Origin of the sequence: Pseudoflavonifractor gallinarum (genome assembly GCF_014982855.1) — a bacterium.
Lineage (GTDB): Bacteria > Bacillota > Clostridia > Oscillospirales > Oscillospiraceae > Pseudoflavonifractor_A > Pseudoflavonifractor_A gallinarum.
On record NZ_JADCKF010000007.1, the window covers coordinates 102,478 to 126,624 of the forward strand.

Annotated in this window: 23 protein-coding genes and 1 riboswitch; of the genes, 9 read left to right on the top strand and 14 right to left on the bottom strand. The window is 61.7% G+C overall.

Translation table 11 applies throughout. The features are described 5' to 3' along the window. Positions 1-79: 79 nt before the first annotated feature. The 6 genes from INF37_RS08945 to INF37_RS08970 form a co-directional block, all read right to left on the bottom strand. Entirely contained in the window at positions 80-724 is a 645-nt protein-coding gene (locus tag INF37_RS08945; RefSeq protein ID WP_186964128.1) for a stage II sporulation protein R, read from the bottom strand. Between the two features lie 134 nt (positions 725-858). Next, a complete protein-coding gene (ispE, locus tag INF37_RS08950) occupies positions 859-1,719 on the bottom strand; it encodes a 4-(cytidine 5'-diphospho)-2-C-methyl-D-erythritol kinase (RefSeq protein ID WP_101691385.1) in 861 nt (286 codons plus the stop codon). 14 nt (positions 1,720-1,733) lie between these two features. Then, positions 1,734-3,011 (bottom strand): DUF1015 domain-containing protein, encoded by a 1,278-nt coding sequence (locus tag INF37_RS08955; protein ID WP_235964276.1) that lies wholly within the window; start codon positions 3,009-3,011, stop codon positions 1,734-1,736. After that, the gene (gene thrH, locus INF37_RS08960) at positions 3,008-3,643 is read right to left on the bottom strand and encodes a bifunctional phosphoserine phosphatase/homoserine phosphotransferase ThrH (RefSeq protein ID WP_193537796.1); all 636 of its coding nucleotides are present in this window, start codon (positions 3,641-3,643) and stop codon (positions 3,008-3,010) included. The genes INF37_RS08955 and thrH overlap by 4 nt, the downstream gene beginning before the upstream one ends. Before the next feature lie 35 nt (positions 3,644-3,678). Beyond that, entirely contained in the window at positions 3,679-4,866 is a 1,188-nt protein-coding gene (locus tag INF37_RS08965; RefSeq protein ID WP_101691388.1) for a pyridoxal phosphate-dependent aminotransferase, read from the bottom strand. Beyond that, positions 4,863-5,342, bottom strand: coding sequence for an Lrp/AsnC family transcriptional regulator (locus INF37_RS08970; RefSeq protein WP_101691389.1), 480 nt, complete (start codon positions 5,340-5,342; stop codon positions 4,863-4,865). Before INF37_RS08970 ends, INF37_RS08965 begins: the two co-directional genes overlap by 4 nt. 311 nt (positions 5,343-5,653) lie before the next feature. Here INF37_RS08970 and INF37_RS08975 point away from each other — a divergent pair, with 311 nt between their 5' ends. From INF37_RS08975 to INF37_RS09015, 9 genes are read left to right on the top strand one after another with little or no spacing between them, the layout of a single operon-like run. Continuing rightward, positions 5,654-5,977, top strand: coding sequence for a hypothetical protein (locus tag INF37_RS08975; RefSeq protein ID WP_101691390.1), 324 nt, complete (start codon positions 5,654-5,656; stop codon positions 5,975-5,977). Continuing rightward, positions 5,974-7,008, top strand: coding sequence for a V-type ATPase subunit (locus INF37_RS08980; protein WP_193537798.1), 1,035 nt, complete (start codon positions 5,974-5,976; stop codon positions 7,006-7,008). Before INF37_RS08975 ends, INF37_RS08980 begins: the two co-directional genes overlap by 4 nt. Before the next feature lie 32 nt (positions 7,009-7,040). Further along, a complete protein-coding gene (locus INF37_RS08985) occupies positions 7,041-8,975 on the top strand; it encodes a V-type ATP synthase subunit I (RefSeq protein ID WP_193537800.1) in 1,935 nt (644 codons plus the stop codon). Positions 8,976-8,994: 19 nt separating this feature from the next. Next, positions 8,995-9,417: an ATP synthase subunit C gene (locus INF37_RS08990; RefSeq protein WP_193537802.1), complete on the top strand. Its 423-nt coding sequence runs from the start codon at positions 8,995-8,997 to the stop codon at positions 9,415-9,417. Positions 9,418-9,438: 21 nt separating this feature from the next. Next, positions 9,439-9,747, top strand: coding sequence for a V-type ATP synthase subunit F (locus INF37_RS08995; RefSeq protein ID WP_101691394.1), 309 nt, complete (start codon positions 9,439-9,441; stop codon positions 9,745-9,747). A 36-nt stretch (positions 9,748-9,783) separates the two neighbouring features. Continuing rightward, entirely contained in the window at positions 9,784-10,425 is a 642-nt protein-coding gene (locus tag INF37_RS09000; protein ID WP_101691395.1) for a V-type ATP synthase subunit E, read from the top strand. Continuing rightward, complete coding sequence (locus INF37_RS09005; RefSeq protein WP_193537804.1) at positions 10,422-12,182, top strand: V-type ATP synthase subunit A; 1,761 nt, start codon at positions 10,422-10,424, stop codon at positions 12,180-12,182. The genes INF37_RS09000 and INF37_RS09005 overlap by 4 nt, the downstream gene beginning before the upstream one ends. Before the next feature lie 31 nt (positions 12,183-12,213). Then, on the top strand, positions 12,214-13,617 hold the full coding sequence (locus tag INF37_RS09010) for a V-type ATP synthase subunit B (protein ID WP_101691397.1): 1,404 nt from the start codon (positions 12,214-12,216) through the stop codon (positions 13,615-13,617). Positions 13,618-13,644: 27 nt separating this feature from the next. Further along, positions 13,645-14,259, top strand: coding sequence for a V-type ATP synthase subunit D (locus INF37_RS09015; protein ID WP_101691398.1), 615 nt, complete (start codon positions 13,645-13,647; stop codon positions 14,257-14,259). Positions 14,260-14,516: 257 nt separating this feature from the next. Here INF37_RS09015 and INF37_RS09020 read toward each other — a convergent pair whose 3' ends face one another. The 8 genes from INF37_RS09020 to INF37_RS09055 form a co-directional block, all read right to left on the bottom strand. Beyond that, on the bottom strand, positions 14,517-15,083 hold the full coding sequence (locus INF37_RS09020) for a uracil-DNA glycosylase (RefSeq protein WP_101691399.1): 567 nt from the start codon (positions 15,081-15,083) through the stop codon (positions 14,517-14,519). A 496-nt stretch (positions 15,084-15,579) separates the two neighbouring features. Then, entirely contained in the window at positions 15,580-16,968 is a 1,389-nt protein-coding gene (locus INF37_RS09025) for an alanine/glycine:cation symporter family protein (protein ID WP_408004147.1), read from the bottom strand. A 145-nt stretch (positions 16,969-17,113) separates the two neighbouring features. Beyond that, positions 17,114-18,493: an alanine/glycine:cation symporter family protein gene (locus tag INF37_RS09030; RefSeq protein WP_186964136.1), complete on the bottom strand. Its 1,380-nt coding sequence runs from the start codon at positions 18,491-18,493 to the stop codon at positions 17,114-17,116. A 236-nt stretch (positions 18,494-18,729) separates the two neighbouring features. Next, positions 18,730-18,820, bottom strand: a riboswitch (glycine riboswitch). Positions 18,821-19,158: 338 nt separating this feature from the next. Continuing rightward, positions 19,159-20,448, bottom strand: a complete 1,290-nt coding sequence (locus INF37_RS09035) for an O-acetylhomoserine aminocarboxypropyltransferase/cysteine synthase family protein (RefSeq protein ID WP_193537808.1) — start codon at positions 20,446-20,448, stop codon at positions 19,159-19,161. A 79-nt stretch (positions 20,449-20,527) separates the two neighbouring features. Further along, entirely contained in the window at positions 20,528-21,430 is a 903-nt protein-coding gene (locus INF37_RS09040; RefSeq protein WP_193537810.1) for a GerMN domain-containing protein, read from the bottom strand. Continuing rightward, positions 21,427-22,896, bottom strand: coding sequence for a sensor histidine kinase (locus INF37_RS09045; protein ID WP_193537812.1), 1,470 nt, complete (start codon positions 22,894-22,896; stop codon positions 21,427-21,429). The genes INF37_RS09040 and INF37_RS09045 overlap by 4 nt, the downstream gene beginning before the upstream one ends. A gap of 49 nt (positions 22,897-22,945) precedes the next feature. Beyond that, complete coding sequence (locus INF37_RS09050) at positions 22,946-23,629, bottom strand: response regulator transcription factor (protein ID WP_328821061.1); 684 nt, start codon at positions 23,627-23,629, stop codon at positions 22,946-22,948. 14 nt (positions 23,630-23,643) lie between these two features. Beyond that, the gene (locus tag INF37_RS09055) at positions 23,644-24,096 is read right to left on the bottom strand and encodes a ComEA family DNA-binding protein (RefSeq protein ID WP_193537816.1); all 453 of its coding nucleotides are present in this window, start codon (positions 24,094-24,096) and stop codon (positions 23,644-23,646) included. Between the last annotated feature and the right edge of the window lie 51 nt (positions 24,097-24,147).

Sequence of the window (24,147 nt, forward strand, 5' to 3'; positions counted from 1 at the left end):
CCAAACTCCCGCAAATACGACTTCCCGAACGGAGCGGTTTGTTTTTTCTCCACATTTCACAAAAGAGCGTGGAGCGCCTCTATCCCTCCAGCCAGCCCTGGAATTCCTCCAGCAGCTCCATGGCCTTGAATTTGACCACATAGCCCTCGTCCTCCCCGGTGATGAGGGAGACCTCCCGGTCCTCCAGTCCGCCCTCCAGGGCGGTCTCAGCGGTGTTCTCGGTCACCGAGCCCAGACAGAGGGGCGGAAAGACCACACACCACCAGTTGCGGCCGCCGCCCTCGCCGATGGTCACCCGCAGAGCGGTGTACTCCCCTGCGGGGAAGGCAAAGTCGGTGTACTCCTTGGTGGGAAACCACACGTCGTGCTCCAGCGAGGCTGTGACGGGATAGGAGTACCCCTGCTCGCCCACCACACGGGCCCCGGCATCGGCAATGGCAGGCAGGGCCTGGGTGAGGGCCTGCTCGGCCTCCTCCAACTCCGCCCCAGGCGGGACCACCCCGTCCGCGGCGGCCAGCACCGCATCTCGCACCGCCAGCTTCAGCGCCTGGTCCTCCTGGGTGTCAGAATTGGCCAGCACATGCAGGCGCACCACCTTGTCCGCCAGGGCGGCCTGCTCCCCATCCAGGCGCACCCCCCACAGGGCTGCCGCCGCCACCCCCAGAAGAAGGGCCAATTCCCACCGGCGCAATGTAGTCTTTTTACTTCCAGTCCGCTCTTTCATATCGCTCACCGTCCACGTTATGTAGTGCCTTTAGTGTGGACACGGCGGATGGAACTTAAACCTCTTTCCACAAAAAAGGATCGGACGGTGGAAAACCGTTCGATCCTTTTTCAATATACTGTATACGCTCCCGCTCAGATGGTGACCGTGAGGAAGGTCTCCGTGTAGGTCTGGCGCAGATCGTGGTAGGCCCGCCAGGCCCCCACCAGGGTGTCAAAGAGGCCGAACACAGTGGGTCCCGTGCCGCTCATACAGGCCCCCAGCGCGCCGTGGCGGATAAGCTCGGTCTTGATCTCGGCCACGGTCCCCCCCTGATTGCGGGGGAGCACATCCTCAAAGACATTGTACATCCGCCGGGCCACACCCAGCACGTCGCCATTTTCCAGGGCCTGGAGCATTCCCCGGGTATCCGGATGGCAGTGGAGCTTCATCCCGTCGATCCGGGCAAAGAGCTCCGGGGTGGACACCGCAAAGTGGGGCTTACAGATCACCACAAAGCACCAGGGCAGGCTGGGCAGCGGGGTGAGTATCTCCCCCCGCCCCTCGGCCAGCGCAGTTCCGCCCAGGACGCAGTATGGGACGTCTGAGCCCACCCGCTCCCCCAGGGCAGCCAGCTCCTGGGGTGCATACCCCAGCTTCCAGGCCTGGTTGAGCGCATTGAGCACCGCCGCGGCGTCCGAACTCCCGCCCCCCATACCGGCGCAGACCGGAATGGACTTCTCCAGATCGATGCGCAGGCCATTGGGGTCCATACCGGCCGCCTCGCACAGGTGGAGTGCGGCCGAAGCGGCCAGATTGTTCTTCCCCGTAGGGAGAAAATCCAGGTTGGAGCTCACCGCTATCCCCCGCTCCGCTTCCCGGCGGATGGTCACGGTGTCGCACAGGGCCACCGACTGCATGACCATGCAGAGGTCGTGGTACCCGTCGCTCCGCTTCCCCAGGACGTCCAGAGTCAGATTCAGCTTGGCGCGGGCCTTGGTCACGATTGGTTCCATACCGTCTCCTCCATTCAGCGGATCTTGCGGGCTTCCAGATAGAAGCGCTTGTCTTGGGCCCGGCCCAGAGAAAAGGTCTTGCGGGGGAGCATTCCATCTCTCCACACGGCGGGGAGCAGTGCCTCCTTGTCCAGCGCCGGCAGCAGGAAGGCCAGGTTACCCGCCCTGCCCGCCAGACGGCGGGCCACTTCCCCGCCGTGGATGTAGTCCATTCGTCCACCCATGCGGTGGAGATAGTGATTCAAAAACCGCTGAAGCGTCTCGATCTCCAGCGCCGCATCCGGGGCGGGCACGGTGACGCATCCCTCCCCACCTGCGTGGACATAGCGGAGCACATGCCCCGCTCCGTCGCCGTAGTGGGCGCCCGGATAAAAACGCACCAGCGCGGCGAGAACCTCACTGGGCTCCACGCCGAAGAGCACCCGGTGGACCGGCTCGAAGGTCAGGCTCTCGTCGTGGAGGTTGACCAGCTCGGCCAGGGCGTACCGGGCCGGGAGGTTCTCCCACTGCTCGCGCGGTGTCAGGCGCTTTTGCCGCTCATAGCACTCCTTGGCCGTGGCCAGAGAGTGGTTCCCATCCCCCACCAGCAGAGCAATGGGCCATCCCTCCGCTCCGTGGCACCGCCGGAAGGTCTCAGGGGCCAGAATCTCCCCCAGGAGCGCCTCCGCATGGGCCAGCTGCTCCGGCCCCAGCTTCCACCCCCGCAGATGGCCGCCCCCCTCCATCAGATCAAAGTTATAGAGGGGCTCCATGTACTCCCGCTCGCCGGAGAGCCATCCCATGAGGCGGTCCTCCGGATCGTCGGCCAGCAGCAGGGCGTGGGGGAGCTCCAGCGAGGCGTTCTTCCGCAGCGACACCCGGGGCGGGAGCCGGTTCAGATCTACCCCCTCGGTGGCGCGCACCGGCGCACGGGAGTCCTCCTCATAGTCGTAGGCCTCCAGATCCACCGCACCCAGCAGGCCACGGCGCACCGCGCCGCCCTCCAGTGTCCGCTCCACATAGATCATGGAGGCGGGCAGCCGGCGGAAGCGCTCCTCCCGCAGATAGTGGGTCATGGTATTGTTGATCTCCACGATGTCGGTCTCCACATTGGGACCGTCCAGACAGCTCTCGGGGAGGATCAGCCGCAGGGCGGAGGGAGCGCCGCCCACAAATTCCTCCACCCGCTGCCAGTACTCCGGCTGTGAGGTGTACTGATCGCAGGCCACCACTGCCCATTTTTCATAGGAGCAGTCGCGGGGCAGCAAAATATCCGCACGCCCGAAGGGCACATGCGCATCTGATGGCATCATGGTTCTCCCTTCCTTTCCGGCGCCGGCAGATCCATCGCCCTCCGGATCCCCGCAAGCAGTTCCTCATAGGTGTCGCAGGCCGGCAGCTCCGGATGGGCCGCCCGGATGGCCGGGGTACTGCGGAAGAGGAAGCCCGCCTTTCCGGCCCGGAGCATGTCCAGGTCGTTATAGCTGTCCCCGGCGGCAATGGTCTCATACCCGACCGATTGCAGCGCCCGCACTGTGGTGAGCTTGGTCTGAGGGCAGCGCAGGTGTACCCCGGTGATGTTGTTCCCGTCGGCGGCTGTCTCCAGACGATTGCACAGCAGCGTGGGCCAGTTGAGCTGCTCCATCAGGGGCCTTGCAAACTCCTCAAAGGTATCGCTGAGGATGACCGCCTGGGTGAAGGAGCGCAGTTCGTCCAGAAAGGCTCTCGCCCCGGGAAAGGGGCGCATATGGGCAATGGTCTCCTGCAATTCCCGCAGGCCCAGCCCATGCCGGCGCAGATGAGCCAGCCGGTAGTCCATAAGCCTTCCGTAGTCGGGCTCGTCCCGGGTCGTGCGCTCCAGCGCGGGAATGCCGTGCTCCCGGGCAAAGGTCACCCAGATCTCGGGCACCAGCACCCCCTCCAGGTCCAGACAAACGATGTACATCCCGCTCCTCCTTTTTCGGTCACGCTCCGGCAGCGTTATCCCTCCCGGGCCTGCTTCTTGCGCAGGTTGGTGAGGAAGTTGTCCATCCGGGTGAGCGCCTCGGCGATGTCCTTCATCCCCGTGGCGTAGCAGCAGCGCACAAAGCCCTCGCCGCCCGGACCGAAGGCGGAGCCGGAGATGACGGCCACCTTCTCTTCCATCAGGAACCGCTCGCAGAACTCATCGGAGCTCAGTCCGCTGGAGCGGATGTCCGGGAAGACATAGAAGGCGCCCTTGGGCTCAAAGCAGGGCAGACCGATGCGCCGCAGGCCCTCCACCAGGTAGCGGCGGCGGCCGTCGTACTCGTCCCGCATCTTCTCAATGTCCACGTCGCCATTGCGCATGGCCTCCACCGCGGCGTACTGGCTCACGGTGGGGGCGGACATGATGCCGAACTGGTGGAGCTTGAGCATCTGCCGGATGATCTCCTTGGGACCGCAGACATAGCCCATGCGCCAGCCGGTCATGGCATGGCTCTTGGAGAAGCCGTTGACCACGATGGTCCGGTCCTTGAGCTCCGGCAGGTTGGCCGGAGAGACATGGTGCTGCCCATAGGTCAGCTCGGCGTAGATCTCGTCGGAGAGGACCATGATGTCGGTTCCCTCCAGCACCTTGGCGATCTCCTCCAGGTCCTTGCGCTCCATGATGCCTCCGGTGGGGTTGTTGGGGAAGGGAAGCACCAGCACCTTGGTCCGGGGAGTGATGGCGGCACGCAGCTCGTCGGCGGTCAGACGGAACTCGTTTTCCGCCTTGGTCTCCACCAGCACCGGCGTGGCCCCCGCCATGTTGGCCAGCGGGCCGTAGCATACAAAGGAGGGGACGGGGACAATGACCTCATCCCCCGGATTGACCAGGCAGCGCAGGGTCAGGTCGATGGCCTCGCTGCCGCCCACCGTGACGATGATCTGGCTGGCAAAGTCGTATTGCAAATCAAAGCGGCGGTTCAGATAGGCGGCGATCTCCCGCCGCAGCTCGGCCATACCGGCATTGGAGGTGTATTTGGTAAATCCCTTCTCCAAGGAGTAGATGCCCGCGTCCCGGATGTGCCAGGGGGTCACAAAGTCCGGCTCACCGATGCCCAGGGAGATGGCGTCCTTCATCTCTTCCAGGATGTCAAAGAAGCGCCGGATCCCGGAGGGCTGGACGTTCTTGATCCGGTCGGACAGAATGTTTTCATAGTTCATGAGAAGATCAGCTCCCTCTCCTGTTCCTCGGCTTTTTCAAAAATCAGATGCTTTTCCTTATATTTTTTCAGGATAAAGTGGGTGGCCGTGCCGGTCACATCCTCCAGCGTAGCCAGACGCTGGCCCACGAACTGGGCCACCTCTTTCAGGGTGCGGCCGGAGATGATGACCGTCAGGTCAAAGGCGCCCGACATGAGATAGACGCTCTCCACTTCGTCATACTGATAGATGCGCTCGGCCACCCGGTCGAATCCCTCGCCCCGCTGCGGCGTGACCTTGACCTCGATGAGAGCCGTGACCGCCTCCCGGTCGGTGCGGTCCCAGTCCACGATGGCCTTGTAGCCCAGCACGATCTTCTCTTCCTCATACATACGGATGGTCTTTTCGACCTCCTCCACCGTCATACCGGACATGGAGGCCAGCTGCTCATGGGTGAGGGTACAGTCCTCTTCCAGGAGTTGAAGCAGTTTTTTCATGCAAGTTTCCTCCTATCTTCTCCCATTTTTATTCCAAACAAAAGGCATGGTCCTAATTTTGATTATTATACTCCCTGGTGTATGTCGAATACAATAGCAGCCCTTTCCCTCGACAAAACTCTGCCATCCTGCACAATTTTTTGTCGAAAATATAGAAATCTTTTCTACATTTTCGTTAAAATTTCACTGGAATTTTCATTTATCCAGTGATATGATGAATCATATTCGCTGATTCTGTCCATTTCTTCCCATCCATTGGCCCCATCGGTCTGTGCCGGGAGTATCCACGGTTCCTTCAAGGAGAACGCTTTATGGAATACATCGATCTCGTCAACCGAATCATATCCGCCGAACACAGCGCCAGTGCGCTGGCGCAGGAGGCCCGGGAGAAGCAGGCCTCCCTGGACGCCGATCTGGAGCGGGAATGCGCCCAGCTGCGGCAGCGGTATCTGGAGCGGGCCCAGCGCCGGATCTCCATTGTGGAGGAGACCGAGGCGCAGCTCGCTGCCGAGTCCATGGCCGCGGTGGATGCGCGCCTCTCCCACGCCATGGAGGCGCTGGAGGGGGCATACCGCGCCCATCAGCAGGAGTGGGTGGACGTCCTCTTCGCCCGGGTGGTGGGGCAGACGCCATGATCCGAGCACAGATGGAGTACGGCGCCCTCTCCTCCAAGGTCCACGCCCTGTATGGAAAGCGACTCCGGTTGGCAGACTTTGAACATATGGCCTCTCTCCGGACCGAGGCCGAGCTCTCCGAGTATCTGCGGAGCCATCCGGCCTGGTCCGCCTGCGCCGCCCGCCTCGCGGGCGGCGTCTATATCGGCCGGGTGGAGCTGGAGCTGGCCCTCTGGGACCAGTTCCGGACCGATTACCGCAAGCTGCTCCACTTTATCCCACGGGCGGACAAGGCCCTCTTCTCCTTCCCCATCCTGCTCCAGGAACAGCGGGCCATCCTCTCCACCCTGCGGCGGCTCAAGGCGGGCCACCCCCTCTCGCCCCTTCCCCGGTCCATTCTGCACAGCACGCTGGACCTCCAGGCCCTCGCCTCCTGTACGGACTTTGACGGGCTGACCGCCGCGGCCCGGGATACCATCTATGCCCCCGCCCTGCGGCGGCTGCGTCCGGCCCAGGCGGGTACTCTCCCCGACTATACGGGAGCGGAAACCCTGCTCCGTTCCACGTATTTCTCCCACATGTACCATATCATCCACAAGTGCTACCGGGGAGAGACCAAGTCGGTGCTGCTGCGCTCCTATGGGGAGCAGATCGACTGGTTCAATCTGATCCATATTCTCCGTCTCAAGACCTATTTCCCCGGTCAGTCGGACTATCTGCCCGTCCTCTTCCCCTTTAATTACCGCCTGCGCCCCGAGATGATCCGCGCCCTGTGCGCCGCACCGGACCTCTCCAGTGCGCGGGAGCCGCTCCGGGACACTCCCTATGCCGCCGGTCTCTCTTCCGGCGGGGTGGAGGAGCTGGAGGACGCCTTCCGCCGGGCCTTTTATACCTTCAACCGCCGTCAGCTCACCCATGGCACTCCCTCGATCTATACCGCCATGGCCTACCTCACTCTGAAGGACCTGGAGCTCCATGCTCTGGTGAGTCTCATCGAGTCGGTCAAATACGGCGTACCCTATGACACTTCTCTGGCCCGCCTGTTTGGCTGAGCCTGACTTCCTTCCACAAAGGAGATGATCGGATGTCTGTTGTTCCCATGCGGCTTCTCACCGTGGCCGGTCCTCTGGAGCAGTTTGACGCGGTGGCCGCTTCCTGCGTGCTCGACCAGGAATTCCACCCGGAAAACGCCCTCTCTCTCATGGAGCGGGTGGGGCATTTGCGGCCCTTTGCCTACTCCAATCCCTATGCCGCTCCCCTGCGGCGGGCCGAGGAGCTGCTGGACGCGCTGGGCCTCTCCCCCGCCTATGAGCCCTTTGACGAGCCCTTGGATCTGGAGGCGATCTCCGGCTACTTCGACACGCTGGCGCAGACGCTGGACACGCTGACCAGCCGGAAGAGCCGGCAGGCCGAGCTCTTGGAGGAGGACCGCGGCATTGCGCTGGAGCTGGAGCACCTGCGCGGTCTCTCTACTCAGCTGGAACAGCTGTGGCACCTGGACTTCATCCGCTTCCGGTACGGCTATCTCCCGCGGGAGACCTACGACAGCTTTCAGTCCGCGCTCAATGAACACGAGGAGCTCTTCTTTATCCCCACCAATGTGGAGGCCCGCCGGGTCTATGGCATCTACTTCACCGCGCGGGAAGGCCACGAAAAGGTGGACGCCCTCTTTACCTCCCTCCACTTTGTCCGCATCCACCTGGACCCAGCGGTCCACGGTACGCCCGAGGAGGCCATTGACGAACTCACGGCCCTGGCTGCCAAGGCCTCGGACAAGCTGCGCACCCTCGAGGAGGAGCGGGACGCCTTTGCCGCCCGGGAGTGCGCCCACCTGCGTTCGGTCTGCTCCGCGCTGCGCTACCACAGTGAGCTCTATGATCTGCGCCGCTACGCCGCCCACTCCCGGGAGAGCTTCTATCTCATGGGCTGGGTGCCGGTAGACGGGCTGGACGCGGTGATGAAGGCCCTCTCCGCCTTTCCCGAGTGCTCCTGTGTGGTGGACCGGGCCGATGAACAGACGGCTTCCGTCAAGCCCCCCACCAAGCTGCGCAACTGTTTCCTGGGCCGGATCTTCCGCCCCTTCCTGGAGATGTACGGCCTGCCGGCCTATCATGAGCTGGACCCCTCGGTCTTTCTGGCCCTCACCTACTGCCTGTTTTTCGGTATCATGTTCGGTGATCTGGGACAGGGCCTGGGTCTGGCGCTGATCGGTCTCATTCTGGCCAAGTGGAAGGGGATGTGGCTTGGCAACATCATCGCCCTGTGCGGCCTGTCCGGCGCCCTCTTCGGCTGCGTATACGGCAGCGTATTCGGCTTTGAGGACCTGCTCCCCGGCTTCAAGATCCTGGAGGAGAGCAACCTGCTCCCCGGCTCCAGCAACGTGCTGGTGCTCCTGCTCTGCTCGGTGGGCCTGGGTGTGTGTATGCTGCTGCTGGTGATGGGCCTGAACATCTATAACGGCATCCGGCAGCGGGACATGGAGAAGATCTTTTTCGGTCCCAACGGGGCGGCGGGCATTCTCTTCTACGTGGGACTCATCGTGGCCGCCCTCTCTACTCTGGTCTTTGGCATAAACCTCTTTGTCCCGGCCTATGTGCTGCCCGTCCTGGTCCTGCCGCTGGTCTGCATCCTGCTGCGGGAGCCCCTCTCGCTGCTGTGCTCCGGCGACCCGGCCTGGAAGGAGACCAAGTTGGGGGAGGTCCTGAGCATCGGCCTCTTTGAGCTCTTTGAGACCCTGCTCTCCTATCTCACCAACACCCTCTCCTTCCTGCGGATCGGGGCCTATGCCATCACCCACGTGGGCCTCATGATGGTGGTCCATATGCTGGCCGGCTCGGATCTCAACCCGGTGGTCATCGTACTGGGCAATCTCTTCGTCATGGGCTTTGAGGGCCTTCTGGTGGGTATCCAGGTGCTCCGTCTGGAGTTCTATGAGCTCTTCGGCCGCTTCTATGAGGACGGAGGCATCCCCTTCCGTCCCAAAAAGATTCAGTACACCGCCCGCAGCGGCGAGGAATAAATTTGTGGAGGCATCTCACATGAAATATCTGATCGTTCTCTTTGCCAGCCTGACTATGTTTTCCCCTCTCTTTCTCACCGGAATCCGCCGCTACACCGGCCAAAAGGCCCGGCGGGCCCTGGGGGCCAACATCGCGTCCTTCTTCGCCTGCCTGATCCTGGCCGCCGTGCTGGGCTTTGGCGGCAGCGCTTCCGCCGCGGGAGAGAGCGCAGCCGCGGCCGCTGGGGGAATCGCCGAGGGACTCAAGTACATCGGCGCGGCCCTGGCCGTTGGCCTGTCCGGCATCGGCGGCGGCATCGCCGTGGCCGCGGCCGCCTCTTCCGCGCTGGGCGCCATCTCGGAGAATGAGAAGGCCTTTGGTAAGGCGCTGATCTTCGTGGGCCTGGCCGAGGGTGTGGCTCTGTACGGCCTGATCGTGGCCCTGCTGCTCCTGTTCGCCTAAGCGGCAAAGGGGGCTTTTTCCGTGAAATACTTTGTGATCACCGACAGTACGGACACCCAGGTGGGTCTCCGCCTGGCCGGCATCGAGGGCGTGGTGGTCCGGGACGCCGAGGCCGCTGGGAAGGCCATCCGGGAGGCGTCGGCCGACCCTGAGATCGGGGTACTCCTCATCACCGAGGGCCTGGCCGCCCTGTGTGAGGAGCTCATCGCGCCCATGAAGCTCACCGCCCACCGTCCCCTGGTGGTGGAGATTCCAGACCGGCACAGCCTGGGACGCGCCAGCGATTCCATCACCCGCTACATCCGGGGGGCCATCGGCGTAAAGCTCTGATCCCTCCCGCTACCTTGATCCATGGAGGACTCCACTATGCCAGAACTATCCGAAAAACTGGACCGCTTTACCGCTCTGCTCCTCTCCCAGGCCGCCGCGGAGAATGAGCGCACCATGCAGGAGCTGAAAGAAAAGCATGATGCCGCCCTCTCCAGCGCCGAGGATCAGATCCTGCTGGAGGCCTATACTTACATCCACGGCGAGGTCTCCCGCATCCGCAGCGAGCAGGGCCGCAAGGTCTCCCGCCATCTGCTGGAGAGCAAGCAGGCCCTCTACCGCCGGCGGGAGGAGATCGCCGGGGAGGTTTTTTCCCTGGTACGGGAGCGCATCGGCGCCTTTACCGCCACACCTGCTTACGCCGACCAGCTCCGCGTCCGCCTGCAGGAGGCCGCCGCCCAGCTGGAGCGTGCAGAGGATCTGGTGCTCTATCTCCGGAGCGCGGACCTCTCTCTGGGCGGGCAGCTGCGGGAGGCCCTGCCCGGCCGGAGCCTGGACATCCGTCCGGGTCCCTTTGCCCTGGGCGGCCTGATCCTGGAATCGGCCTCCCTACACCTGCGTCTGGACGCCTCCTATGACACTGCCATGGAGGAGCTGAGCGGTCATTTTGCCAGTCTGGTGGGGCTCTCCCTGGCCGCTCCGGCCGATGAGATCCCGGAGGAAGGCGGTGCGCAGGCATGAGCTATACGATCTACGGCATCAACGGCCCCGTCGTCACGGTGCGTGGCGGCCGGGGGCTGGCCATGATGGACATGGTCCGGGTGGGCGACATGGGCCTGATCGGCGAAGTGGTGGGCGTGGAAGGCGACACCACCACCGTACAGGTCTATGAGGACACCGCCGGACTGATCCCCGGTCAACCGGTGACCAGTCTGGGGGCTCCCATGTCCATCACCCTGGGCCCCGGCCTGCTCAACAACATCTTTGACGGCATCGCCCGGCCCCTCAAGGTCATGGAGGAGCGGAGCGGTCCCTTTCTGGACCGTGGGCTGGACATCCCCACCCTGGACCCGGACCGCCGGTGGGAGACCACCGTTCTGGTCCGGGAGGGCGACCAACTCAAAGCGGGAGACTGCTATGCCCAGTGTCCCGAGACCACCCTCATCACCCACCGCTGTCTGGTGCCCGCCGGGCTCTCCGGCCGAGTGACACATGCCGCCCCAAATGGCTCCTACACCGTGGCGGATGCGCTGATCGAGCTCACCGATGACCGAGGGACAGTCCACACCCTCCGCCTGGCCCAGAGCTGGCCCATCCGCACCCCCCGCCCCATGGGAGAGCAGCTTCCCATCCACCGCCCCCTCATCACGGGACAGCGCATCATCGACACCCTCTTTCCCATCGGAAAAGGGGGCGCCGCCGCCATTCCCGGTCCCTTCGGCGCCGGCAAGACCATGACCCAGCACCAGCTGGCCAAGTGGTCCGACGCCGACATCATCGTCTATCTGGGCTGCGGTGAGCGCGGCAACGAGATGACCCAGGCCCTGGAGGAGTTCTCCGAGCTGCTGGACCCCAAGAGCCAGCAGCCTCTGATGAACCGGACCATTCTCATTGCCAACACCTCCAATATGCCCGTGGCCGCCCGGGAGGCCTCGGTCTATACCGGCATGACCATTGCCGAGTACTACCGGGATATGGGCTACCACGTGGCCCTCATGGCCGACTCCACCTCCCGCTGGGCTGAGGCCCTGCGGGAGATCTCCGGCCGGCTGGAGGAGATGCCCGCGGAGGAGGGCTTCCCCGCCTATCTCGCCTCCCGCCTGGCCGAATTTTATGAGCGGGCGGGCTATGTCCGCACGCTGGAGGGCAAGGAGGGCAGCGTCACGGTCATCGGCGCTGTCTCCCCTCAGGGCGGCGACTTCTCCGAGCCCGTCACCCAGAATACCAAGCGGTATGTGCGCACCTTCTGGGGATTGGACCGGGCCCTGGCCTACGGGCGGCACTTCCCCTCCATCAACTGGCTCACCTCCTACTCCGAGTACATCGCCGATCTGAAGCCCTGGTATGACCAGCAGGTCAGTCCCCGCTTCATGGCCGACCGGCAGCGGATCTTCACCCTGCTCCAGGAGGAGGACCAGCTTCTGGAGATCGTCAAGCTCATCGGCGCCGACGTCCTCCCGGAGGAGCAGAAGCTGACCCTGGAGACCGCCCGGCTCATCCGGGTGGGCTTCCTGCAGCAAAACGCCTACAACCAGATCGACACTTACGTGCCGCTGGAAAAGCAGTTTCAGATGATGGAGGTCATTTTGGCCCTCTACGACGGGGCAAAGCCCCTGCTGGAGCGGGCCATCCCCCTCTCTCAGATCAAGGCCACCGGGATCTTTGCATCCCTGAGCAAGATCAAATACGAGGTCCCCAACGACACGCCCCAGCGCTTTGAGGGCTATCATGAGGCCATCCGCGCCGCCCTGCGCCAGGTGGATGAGGCCAACCGGTGACCCACCGAATCATGTCAGGAGCTGATACACCATGAGACTGGAATATATGGGGCTCTCGGAGCTCTCCGGTTCCCTCATCGCACTGGAGGGCGTGTCAGGCGTGGCCTACGACGAGACCGCCGAGATCACCCTGCCCGACGGGAAGCGCCGGGCGGGCCGTGTCATCCGCCTGGAGGGGGATAAGGCCATCCTCCAGGTCTTCGAGGGCACCCGTGGGCTCTCCCTGGACAATGCCCGCACCCACTTCACCGGGGAGCCTGTAAAGCTCCCCCTCTCCACCGAGATGCTGGGCCGGATCTTTGACGGCGCGGGCCGGCCCATCGACGGCCTGGGGGAGCTCTACCCGGAAGAGCGCCGGGACATCAACGGCTCGGCTATCAACCCGGTCTCCCGGCACTATCCCCGGGACTGCATCGAGACCGGCATCTCGGCCATCGACTGCAACATGACCCTGATCCGGGGGCAGAAGCTGCCCATCTTCTCCGGCTCAGGCATGAAGCACAACGAGCTGGCCGCCCAGATCGTGCGCCAGGCCCGAGTGGGCGAGGAGCGCAACTTCGCCATCGTCTTTGCCGCCATGGGCGTGAAGAACGATACCGCCGAATTTTTCCGCCGCAGCTTTGAGGAGGCCGGCGCCCTCCAGCGGGTGGTCATGTTCCGCAACCTGGCCTCCGACCCCATTATCGAGCGGATCCTCACCCCCCGCTGTGCCCTCACGGCGGCGGAATATCTGGCCTTCGACAAGGGATACCATGTGCTGGTCATCCTCACGGACATGACCTCCTACTGCGAGGCGGTGCGCGAGTTCTCCTCCTCCAAGGGAGAGATCCCCTCCCGAAAGGGCTTTCCCGCCTACCTCTACTCGGATCTGGCCTCCCTCTATGAGCGGGCCGGCATGATCCGGGGCCGTCCCGGCTCGGTGACCCAGGTCCCCATCCTCACCATGCCCAACGACGACATCACCCACCCCATCCCCGATCTGACCGGATACATCACCGAGGGGCAGATCGTGCTGGACCGGGATCTGGACCAGAAGGGCCTCTATCCGCCGGTCTCCATCCTCCCCTCCCTCTCCCGCCTGATGAAGGACGGCATCGGCGAGGGCTTTACCCGGGCCGACCACCCCGCCCTCTCCAACCAGCTCTTCGCCTCCTATTCCAAGGTGCAGGACGCCCGGAGTCTGGCCAGCGTCATTGGCGAGGACGAGCTCTCCGAGACCGACCGGCAGTACCTGACCTTCGGCCGGGCGCTCGAGCAGCTCTTCATCCGGCAGGACCCCCTCCAGCGCCGCACCATCCCGGAGACCCTGGATCTGGGCTGGAAGCTCCTCACCATTCTGCCCCGGAGCGAGCTGGACCGGGTGGACGACGCCACCCTCCAGGCCCACTATGTGGAGGGGGCCTATCAGAGCCTCCTCTCCGATCTCCCACAGTAATTCTCTCTGGAACGGAAGTGACCTCCTATGTCCGCCATTCTCCCCACCAAGGGTGCCCTGATGGCCGCCAAGCGCTCCCGGGCGCTGGCCGCCACCGGGTATGAGCTCATGGACCGCAAGCGCAACATCCTGATCCGGGAGATGATGTCTCTCATGGATACCGCCAAAGAGGTCCAGACCCAGATTGACACGGTCTTTGCCGGAGCCTATGCCGCCTTACAGCACGCCAATGTAAAGCTGGGCATCTGTGATAAGATCGCCGAGGCCGTGGAGGTGGACCAGACACTGGAGATCCAGTACCGCTCCATCATGGGGGTGGAACTTCCCCACCTGCCCGACCGCTCCCCGCCCCCCAAGCCGGACTACGGCTTCGCCTCCACCAGCTCGGCGCTGGACAACGCCTTTATCCAGTTTCACCAGGTCAAGGACCTCATCCGGCAGCTGGCCGAGGTGGAGACCTCCATCTACCGTCTGGCGGTGGCCATCCGCAAGACCCAGAAGCGGGCCAACGCTCTGGAGCACATCGTGATCCCGGACTTTGACCGCACCATCCGCACCATCACCGACGCCCTGGAAGAAAAGGAGCGGGAGGAGTTTGTCCGCCTGAAGGTCATCAAGCGAAACAAAACGTCTCCAAAATAACAAGAGCGGACCTGTTGCAAAAAGCCCTCGGCAGAGTTTTGCCGCCCGCAGACGGCAAAAGAAAGTCCAAATCTGTTTTTTCCGAGGACATGCGCCTCGGAAAAAACACTGCTCAGCCCACAAGCGTGCGCGCTTTGCGCGTGCGACGCCGGGGGCTGCATCCCCTCTCAAAAATGCCTGCATTTTTGAGAAGCGTGTCGAAGTGGTTCGACACGCGAAATGCCGCCCGGTCCCGCATGGGACCGGGCGGCATTTTTTTAATAGGTATGGTCACAGATCTCACGGATCTTGGCCTGAAGGGCTTTGAGATCGGCAAAGGTCTCGGGCCGCTTGCGGGGGTCCCGCAGCAGCGCCGCCGGGTGGTACAGGGCGGTCATCTGCACGCCCGCCTTCTCAAACCACTGCCCATGCTCCCGGGTGATCTTGAAATCCTCCTTGATGAGCTTCATGGCCGCAATCCGCCCCAGACAGACGATGATCTTGGGCCGAATCAAGGCCACCTGGTTGCGGAGATAGCCGATACAGGCCTCCTGCTCCGCTGCCAGCGGGTCCCGGTTTCCCGGGGGACGGCATTTTACCATATTGCCAATGAAGATCTTGGAGCGGTCCAGCTCGATCATGGCCAGCATCTCGTCCAGAAATTTTCCGCCACGCCCCACAAAGGGACGGCCGGTGAGGTCCTCCTGTTCGCCGGGCCCCTCGCCGATGAACATGACTTCCGCATTCTGAGCGCCCTCGCCAAACACCACATTGTGCCGGGTCTCGCACAGGGGGCAGTTCCGGCAGGACATACAGGCCTCATACAGTTCATTCCACGACTTCATTTTTTCCCTCCTCTCGGTATTCTTCCGGGAAGGAAAACGCAGCTTCTCCTTCCGTTGACGGCTTTCATTGTACCATATCTCCCCGCGCTTGCATACATCCCAGATGCAGAAAGGTCCGCACCCGTGGATGGGTACGGACCTTCCCGCAAGAAGAAAGAGGAATGGGGATGTTCTCACTGGTTTCAACACTCTGCCGCGGCGTTTCCGCAGGCTTTTGTTCCAAATTCATTGTAGAAGCTTTCAAGGAGGAAGTCAAGCCTCCCCCGACGCTTGCCATACAAAACCGTCCGGATGGTTTTCTGTATTTCATTTTTCCCATTTTGGTGCTAATCGTTTGGTTCCTTCTCTTTCTCTGCCATGGTCTGCACGTCTTGTTTTGCATCTAGGTTTCGATTGGACCCATCGCAATTATAAATGCCGAAATCTCCTCATATCTCCCGTGTCAGGGCAATTTTCCCGCCCTAACCTTAAACTTTTATCTGTTCTAAGCGCTTCGTCACCCTGCTGAATCTGATTTCCGCTCCCTGCCGGAAAGGTGCTTTCCTCCGTCACCCGCCCGGCAGATTCCAGCTACCACATGTCCCAGCAGCAGCAAAGCGATCAGGTTGGGCAGAGCCATCAGCCCGTTGAACAGGTCCGCCAGGTTCCAGACCAGGTCTACCCGCAGCCCGGAACCTGCCACCAGGGCGGCCAGCACCACCCAGGTATAAATCAGCACGCCGCGCCGTCCAAAGAGGGATTCCACATTCTGCTCCCCAAAGAAATACCACCCCACCACCGTGGAAAATCCAAAGAGCAGCATACAGATGGCTACAAATCCTTTTCCGGCCTGGCCAAAGGCCCGCTGGAAGGCCAACTGGGCCAGTGCAGTCCCCTCCAGTCCGCTCCCCAGGACGCCGGTCGTGAGCAGGACCAGTGCGGTCAAGGTCAAAATCACAAAGGTGGATACGAATACGCCCAGCATGGCCACGATTCCCTGTTCCTCCGGGCGCTTTACTTTTGCCTGCGCGTGGGCGTGGGGTGTGGAACCGAGTCCCGCCTCATTGGAAAAGAGTCCCCGCGCCACGCCATAGCGGATGGTCTCCCGCAGGGTCAGTCCCGCCGCGCCCCCTGCCACCGCCTGGGGCCGGAAGGCCCCCACAAAGATCGAGCGCACGGCCTCCGGGAGTTCTGTACGGTTGAGCACCAGAATGGCCGCACACCCGGCCACATAGATCCCTGCCATCAGAGGCACCAGTTTTTCGGTCACAGAGGCCACCCGGCCTACTCCGCCCAGAAAGACAAAGGCAGAGACCGCCGCCACACCAATCCCCACCGCCAGTGTTGGAATGTGGAAGGCATGCTGAAAGGCGCCCGCAATGGAGTTGGACTGCACCATATTTCCCATAATTCCCAGTGCCAAAATCAGGAGGACAGAGAAGATCCCCGCCAGGATACGCCCCACCCTGCCCCGCACGGCTGCGCGAATGTAGTAGGCCGGTCCCCCCAATACCGATCCGTCCGGACGGACAGAGCGGTAGGTCTGCGCCAGTACGGCTTCGGCATAGATGGTCGCCATGCCAAAAAAGCCGGAGACCCACATCCAGAAGATTGCCCCTGGTCCTCCGGCCGCCAGAGCCGTAGCACAGCCGGTGATGTTCCCCGTCCCCACCTGGGCCGCAATGGCAGTGGTCAGCGCCTGAAAGGGACTCATGCCTCGGGAACGTTCTGTCCCGCTTTTCCGGCGCAGTCCGGCCGTCAGTGTTCGAACCCCCATGCCCAGTTTCCGCACCTGTACCAGACGCAGCCGCAGGGTAAAATAGATTCCCACGGCCAACAACACATACAACAGCACATGATTCCAGAGCCACTGGCTCACTGTCCCCAGTATGGTCGCTACATCCACACCCATCCGCTCCTTTATCCGTCGACTCGTATGGACCAGTTTCCCCGTTTGTCCACGGGTTTATCCACCCGGAAAAGGAGCTCTGTGGAAAAACATACGGCGCGGGATAATTCCCGCGCCGTACAAAAGAGCGATGCATCAGCAATTACTTTTTCAGAACATGCTCCTCTTCCATGCCCTTGGTGATCCGTACCACAACGCCGGACAGGCAGATCAGAGCAATCAGGTTGGGCAGAGCCATCACCGCGTTGAAGAAGTCGGCCAGGTTCCACACCAGGTCCACCTTCAGCAGAGAGCCAACAAAGACACACAGGATCACGATGATGGAGTAGACATTGACCGCCTTCTGACCAAAGAGGTACTTGATGTTCTGCTCGCCGAAGAAGTACCAACCAATGATGGTGGAGAAGGCAAAGAACAGCAGGCAGATGGCCACAAATATGTTGCCGAAGCTGCCAAAGACCGTGGAGAACGCGGACTGAGCCAGAGAGGCCGCAGTGCTGTCGTCGCCGATCATGTTGGGGGTAACCACACCGCTGGTGAGGATAACCAGCGCGGTGAGGGTCAGAACGATAAAGGTATCGATGAAGACACAGACGATCGCGATATGGCCCTGATCGCGGGGATCCTTCACCTTGGCCATCGCATGGGCATGGGGAGTGGAGCCGAGGCCGGCCTCATTGGAGAACAGACCGCGGGCTACGCCGTAGCGCATAGCAGTCATCATACCAACGCCGACGCCGCCGCCCAGAACTGCCTGGGGATCAAAGGCGCCCACAAAGATCTGACGGAACACCTCGGGCACAGCCGTGATATGAGCACCGATCACGATCAGGCTGCCCACCAGGTAGAAGATAGCCATAATGGGGACCAGCTTCTCGGTCACAGAGGCGATGCGCTTCACGCCGCCCATAAAGATAAAGCCAGCCAGCACGGCCACGACGACGCCAACCACAGGCTTGGGAACGCCGAAAGCAGTCTCAAAGGAGCTGCTGATGGAGTTGGACTGCACCATGTTGCCCATCAGGCCAAGGGCCAGGATGATGGCAATCGCGAAGAAGCCAGCCAGGAACTTTCCAAAGCCGCCCTGGAAACGGGCGCGGATGTAATACACAGGACCGCCGATGACCTGTCCGTCGGGGCCACGGGTCTTATACTTCTGGGCCAGCACAGCCTCTGCATAGATCGTGGACATACCGAGGAAAGCCGCGACCCAAACCCAGAACACTGCGCCGGGACCGCCCAGCAGGATGGCCGTAGCACAGCCCACCACGTTACCGGTGCCGACCTGAGCCGCCACGGAAGTAGCTGCCGCCTGGAAGGAGCTCATGCCGTCCTTATCGGCCTTTTTACCGGAAAGACTGAATCCTCCGAACATCTCGCGCCAGCCGGCGCCGAATTTGCGGATCTGAATAAAACCGAGCCGAACGGTGAACAGGATGCCGGTAAATACCAGTACATAGAGCAGTACGCTGTTCCAGACAAAATTACTGGCCGCACTTACGATAGCCGCTAATTGATCCATAGATATTCATCCTTTCTCTCCACACGGAATCGTTCCTGATGTCCCCCGGCCACACACCTGCCGGGGTGCCTTGCATCGCGCGCCCTTTCACCCCCTGTTTTTATGGGTTCTCGTCAACATATGCACAGCCGGAACCATGCATACCGCACTCCGAACCATGCTGTCATCAAAAAAGCCGGCCCCTGTGACGGGTCCGGCTTTGCAGAGCGCATTCCAACCAATGACATACTGCCGATGCACTCTACTCTGTCCTTTTGCCTGAGAGATCAGTGCTTACGCACCTTACACCTTCGGCCCCCGTCGCTGAGATTCTCCAGAGTTTGTGCCGCCACTTTGTCCATACACCACGAACACTTCCATTTTTCTGTCTTGTGAAAAATTGAATAAAAGGCGGACAAAAGAAGCGGCCATCTCTATGCACTTTTTTGATGTGCCCCTATCATAGCCCTTTTTTTCGCTTTCGTCAAGCCATAATCTGGAATAGCTAGGATGAAATTCTCATTTCTATGGCTTTTTCCCAAAAAAATACTTGGCAGTTTAGTCATTTCCAACACTCTTCATATGTCTTCGATGTAAAAACATATATAGAATTTCTTCTCCCGGAACAACACAGCAGGGGCGCCGTCTCCAATAGACGGCGCCCCTGCCTTCCGGTTGTGATATTCTTATGCGTTTACCTTGGCCAACGCCGCTTCCAGATCGGCCAGGATATCGTTGATATCCTCAATGCCCACCGAGAAGCGGACCAGATCCGGGGACACCCCGGCCGCATAGAGCTCCTGATCGTTCATCTGCCGGTGGGTGGTGGAGGCCGGATGCAGTACGCAGGTCTTGGCATCGGCCACATGGGTGGCGATGGAGGCCAGATTCAGCCTTGCCATAAAGGTCTCGGCCGCCTCGCGTCCGCCCTTGACGCCAAAGGAGACCACGCCGCACACCCCGTTGGGGAGATACTTCTGGGCCAGCCCGTGATACGGATCGCCCTCCAGGCCGGGATAGCGGACCCACGCCACCTTTTCGTGCTTCTGCAGATACTGGGCCACGGCCAGGGCATTGGCGCAGTGGCGGGGAACCCGCAGGTGGAGCGTCTCCAGTCCCACATTCAGGAGATAGGAGTTCATGGGCGCCGGAACGGAGCCGAAGTCGCGCATGAGCTGAACGGTGGCCTTCGTGATATAGGCCCCTGCCACTCCAAACCGCTCCGTGTAGGTCACGCCGTGGTAGCTCTCGTCCGGCGTGCACAGTCCGGGGAATTTGTCGGGATACCGGGTCCAGTCAAAGGCGCCGGAGTCCACGATGGCTCCGCCCACCGCGTTGGCATGGCCGTCCATATACTTGGTGGTGGAGTGGGTGACAATATCGGCCCCATATTCGAAAGGCCGGCAGTTGATAGGCGTGGCAAAGGTGTTGTCCACGATGAGGGGCACGCCGTGGGCGTGTGCTGCCGCGGCAAACTTCTCAAAATCCAGCACGGCCAGGGCGGGGTTGGCAATCGTCTCGCCGAATACCGCCTTGGTGTTGGGCCGGAAAGCGGCCTCCAGCTCCTCGGGCGTGCAGTCTGGCTCCACAAAGGTAAACTCAATGCCCATGCGCTTCATGGTCACTGCAAACAGATTGTATGTTCCGCCATAGATGGCCGTAGAGGAGACCACATGGTCTCCGCAGGAACAGATGTTGAAGATCGCGTAGAAGTTGGCGGCCTGTCCCGAAGAAGTGAGCATCGCGGCGCTCCCCCCTTCCAGTGCACAGATCTTTGCTGCCACACTGTCATTGGTGGGATTTTGAAGCCGGGTATAGAAGTACCCGCTGGCCTCCAGATCAAACAGCTTTCCCATAGCCTCGCCCGTCTCATATCGGAAGGTAGTGGACTGAATGATGGGAATATTGCGGGGTTCTCCGTTTCCGGGGCGGTATCCCGCATGGATGCACTGGGTATTGGGACGCTGCTGGCTCATATTGGGTCTTCCTTTCTATGGCGCGGTTGGCTGGCGCAAAGTTGTTTTATATAGTACGCTAGCGTATTGAATTTGTCAACTATTTTTCCAGAGACAGATCCGGCTTAAGAGCCTGATTAAGTCCGTTGGGCAACTGGGCCGGCTGTCCGTCTGCCCGCAGCTGGACGGTACGCACCGTATCCACATTGCCCGCCATGGTGTTCACAATGGCGTATACCGTCAGGCGCAGCTGCTCCTCATCCTGTGCCAGCGCCTCCAGCACATCGGCGGGGAGGTTCACATAGCAGACCCCATCCTCTACGATCACGCCCAGCAGCTCTGTCTCAGCCGGAAGTACGGGGGTCATCGTGTCATAGCTGGGGCCCTGGATCAGCGCCTCCATCACCACCGCGCTCAGCGTGTCCTCCTCGGTGAGCAGCAGCCGCCGGTATTCCACGCCCAATCCGGTCCCATCGGCCCGGGGGAACCAGAGGGTGGCCGTCATTTCCATGGGCTCTCCCTCCGTCCCCAGAAGGATGACATCCTCAGGGCGCAGATTCTCCCCGGTGGTCAGCGGATTCTGCTCTCCCTCAATGGTCACATGGATGGAATCCACCCCCTCCACCTGACAGAGGGTCAGCGCCAGGCAGTAATTGGCCAGGGTCAGATCAATGCCGGAGAGCCCCTCATAGGCCTCGGAGAAATCCAGATCCAGCTTCCCATCGTTCAGCTCCCAGCTCCGTACCTCCAGTCCCTTGGGGAAGGGGGAGGTCAGCTCCATGGTCTCAGGTCCCGCCAGAAGACGGGCCAGCAATTCCTGGATCAGCGGCTCCTTGCCCTGGGCGTGCCAAAACTCGCCCCCTACTGCCGCCCCGCTCTCGTCATTCTCGGCCACAAAATAGATCTCATATGGATGCTCTGTGTCTTTGCCCTGGCTCTTGCCCATGCCGCAGCCGGCCAGAGTCAGAAGTGCCAGCACGAGAGGCAGCATTCGTTTTCTCATTCCGCTCCCTCCTCTTCTCCGTGCCAGCGAGGAAAGCACACCTCAAAGCAGGTGCCCTCCGGCTCCCGCCGGCGGGCCTCCACCGTGCCGCCGTTCTGAAGCACGGTATCCCGCACGATGGACAGCCCCAGACCGGTTCCGCCGGCCGCCCGGGAGCGCGCCTTATCCACTCGGTAAAAGCGATCAAAAATCTTGGGCAGGTCTTCCTCTGGGATGCCCACTCCCGTGTCCTCCACCCGCAGGACCACCCAGTCACCGTCCCCCGGGCGCTTTCCCCGGCGCAGCTGCAAACAGACAAAGACGCTTCCGCCCGGCAGGTTATACTTGACGGCGTTTTCCATGAGGTTAAAGGCGATCTGATAGAGGTCGTCCTCTGTGGCCAGGACGGTACAGCCCTCGATCAGATCCATATGCAGCGATACATTCACCGCCCCGGCCAGGGGCAGGAGCATATGCTCCACCCGGAGCAGCACCTGTTTCACATCCACCGGCCCCACCGCTCTGGGGGGCGCGGTATCCATTCGGGTCAGCGTGAGCAGCTTTTCCGTGATACGGGTCAGCCGCTCGGCCTCATTTCCAATGTCGGTGACAAATTCCCGCACTGTCTCCTCATCCATCCCATCGTTCTGAAGGATGGAGTCGGTCAGCAGACGGATGGAGGCCAGGGGGGTCTTGAGCTCGTGGGAGGCATCCGAGACAAAGCGCCGGCGGACCTCCTCCGTGGTCTGAAGCCGCCCGGTCAGCTCATTGAATTCATCGGCCAGCCGCGTGAGCTCATCCCCACCGCCAATGGTGACCCGATGGCTGTACTCGCCCTCCCGCACGGTGTGGATACCGCTCAGAAGCGCGGCGATCCGCCGGGTCACCGCAGTGGAGAACAGAATGCTGAATCCCAGGCCGGCGGCGCATACCACCAGGGAGATATTGCGCAGATTGCTCTGAAAGTCCAGCAGCATCTCGGCCTGCTCTTTATCGTACTCGTAGAGATAGACGGCCCCCTGGGTCATCCCCCGGTAGAGGATGGGGGCGGCCGCCCGGGTGCGGAAAGCCCCGTCCCGATATTCCGACCGGAACACATCGTTTCCCTTTAAGGCGCTGACCACTTCCCATAAAAGGGCATAGTGGTCCATGGCATTGTCCACCTCACTGGTGTCGTAGAGCACCTTGCCCGCCGGGTCAGTCACCATCACCCGGTCTACGCCGGTGACGCCCAGCTTCGTGAGGTTGGCCTCCACGCCCTCAGCGGTCAGTCCCTCGCCGCCCGCCAGCGTGGAGGTGATGATATCCGCCTGCCGCCAGAGGGAGTCCTGCTTGGACTGAAAAACCAGATTTTGCGAGATCAAAATGGGATAAATATTCAAAAAGATCAGCAGCGCGGCAATGATGGCCCCGTAGCTGAGAATAAATTTACTTTGGAGGGAGCGCCAGAAGGGCACTCGTCTTCCGCTCTGCCAGGACCGCTCCATCTGCGCCTGCCTCCTTTCCCAAACGCCGCATTCTCTCTGCCGGGCCGGATCAGCTGTTCTTCAGGTAGTAGCCCACGCCCCACTTGGTGAGGATATAGGCCGGGTGCGCCGGGTCCATCTCCAGCTTTTCCCGCAAGCGCCGGACATGGACATCCACGGTACGGTAGTCCCCGGCATACTCATAGCCCCAGACCACATTGAGCAGACTCTCCCGGCTGTATACCCGGCCCGGGTTGCGCATCAGCAGCTCCATCAGATCAAACTCTTTCGCCGTGAGCTCCACAGACTCTTTTCCCTTCCAGACCGAACGCTCGTCGGGGTCCAGGGTGATGTGCCCGACAAAGAGACGGCTTCCCCGCTCCTTCTGGGCCGTCATGCCCGCCCGGCGCAGCAGGGCCCGCACCCGGGCCTTCAGCTCCAGGATATTGAAGGGCTTGGTGATGTAGTCGTCCGCTCCGCACTCAAACCCCATGATCTTGTCGGCATCCTCGCTGCGGGCTGTCAGCATAATGATGGGGACATTGGAAAACTCCCGAATCCGCATACAGGCCTGAAGCCCGTCAATCTTGGGCATCATCAGGTCCAAAATAATCAGGTCAAAGGCCCCTCCCCGGGCCAGCTCTACCGCACTCTCGCCGTCATAGGCGGTCTCAACCTGATAACCCTCGCTCTGGAGGTTGAATTTCATTCCTTTGACCAGTACCTTTTCGTCATCGACTACCAGTATTTTCAAGTCGTTTCCCTCCTTCATACCGTAATCCCATCGATCAGCCCCGCCAGAATCCCCTCGCCGATCCCCTTGACCCGGGTCAGCTCCTCAACGGTGCGAAAGGGTCCGTTGTTCTGGCGGTCCTCCACAATGGCCTGGGCCCGTTTCTCCCCAATGCCCGGAAGGGTCTCCAGTTCCTCTGCGGTGGCGGTATTGATGTTGATCTTCCCGGACGCCGCTTCCGGCCCCTCTTCTTCCGGCTCCGCCGTTGGAGCGGCACTTGGCGCCTCTGTCCCGACTGTCGGAGCCGTGCTGGGCACTTCCTGCTCCTGCGCAGCGGTTGGAATGGTTACCACCGCCGCGCTGCTCCGTTCCACCTCGACCCGTACCGGCGGCGCGTCGAGCGCGCCCCTTGCCAGCCACCCCGCAGAAAAGGCCAGAAAGGCGGCGGTCAGAAACAGCGCCGCCCCCTCCAGACGCGAAATCCGCATGGTTCTTTTGGCTCCTTTCCGTTGCGTGTGCGACACTTTTTTGCTATAATG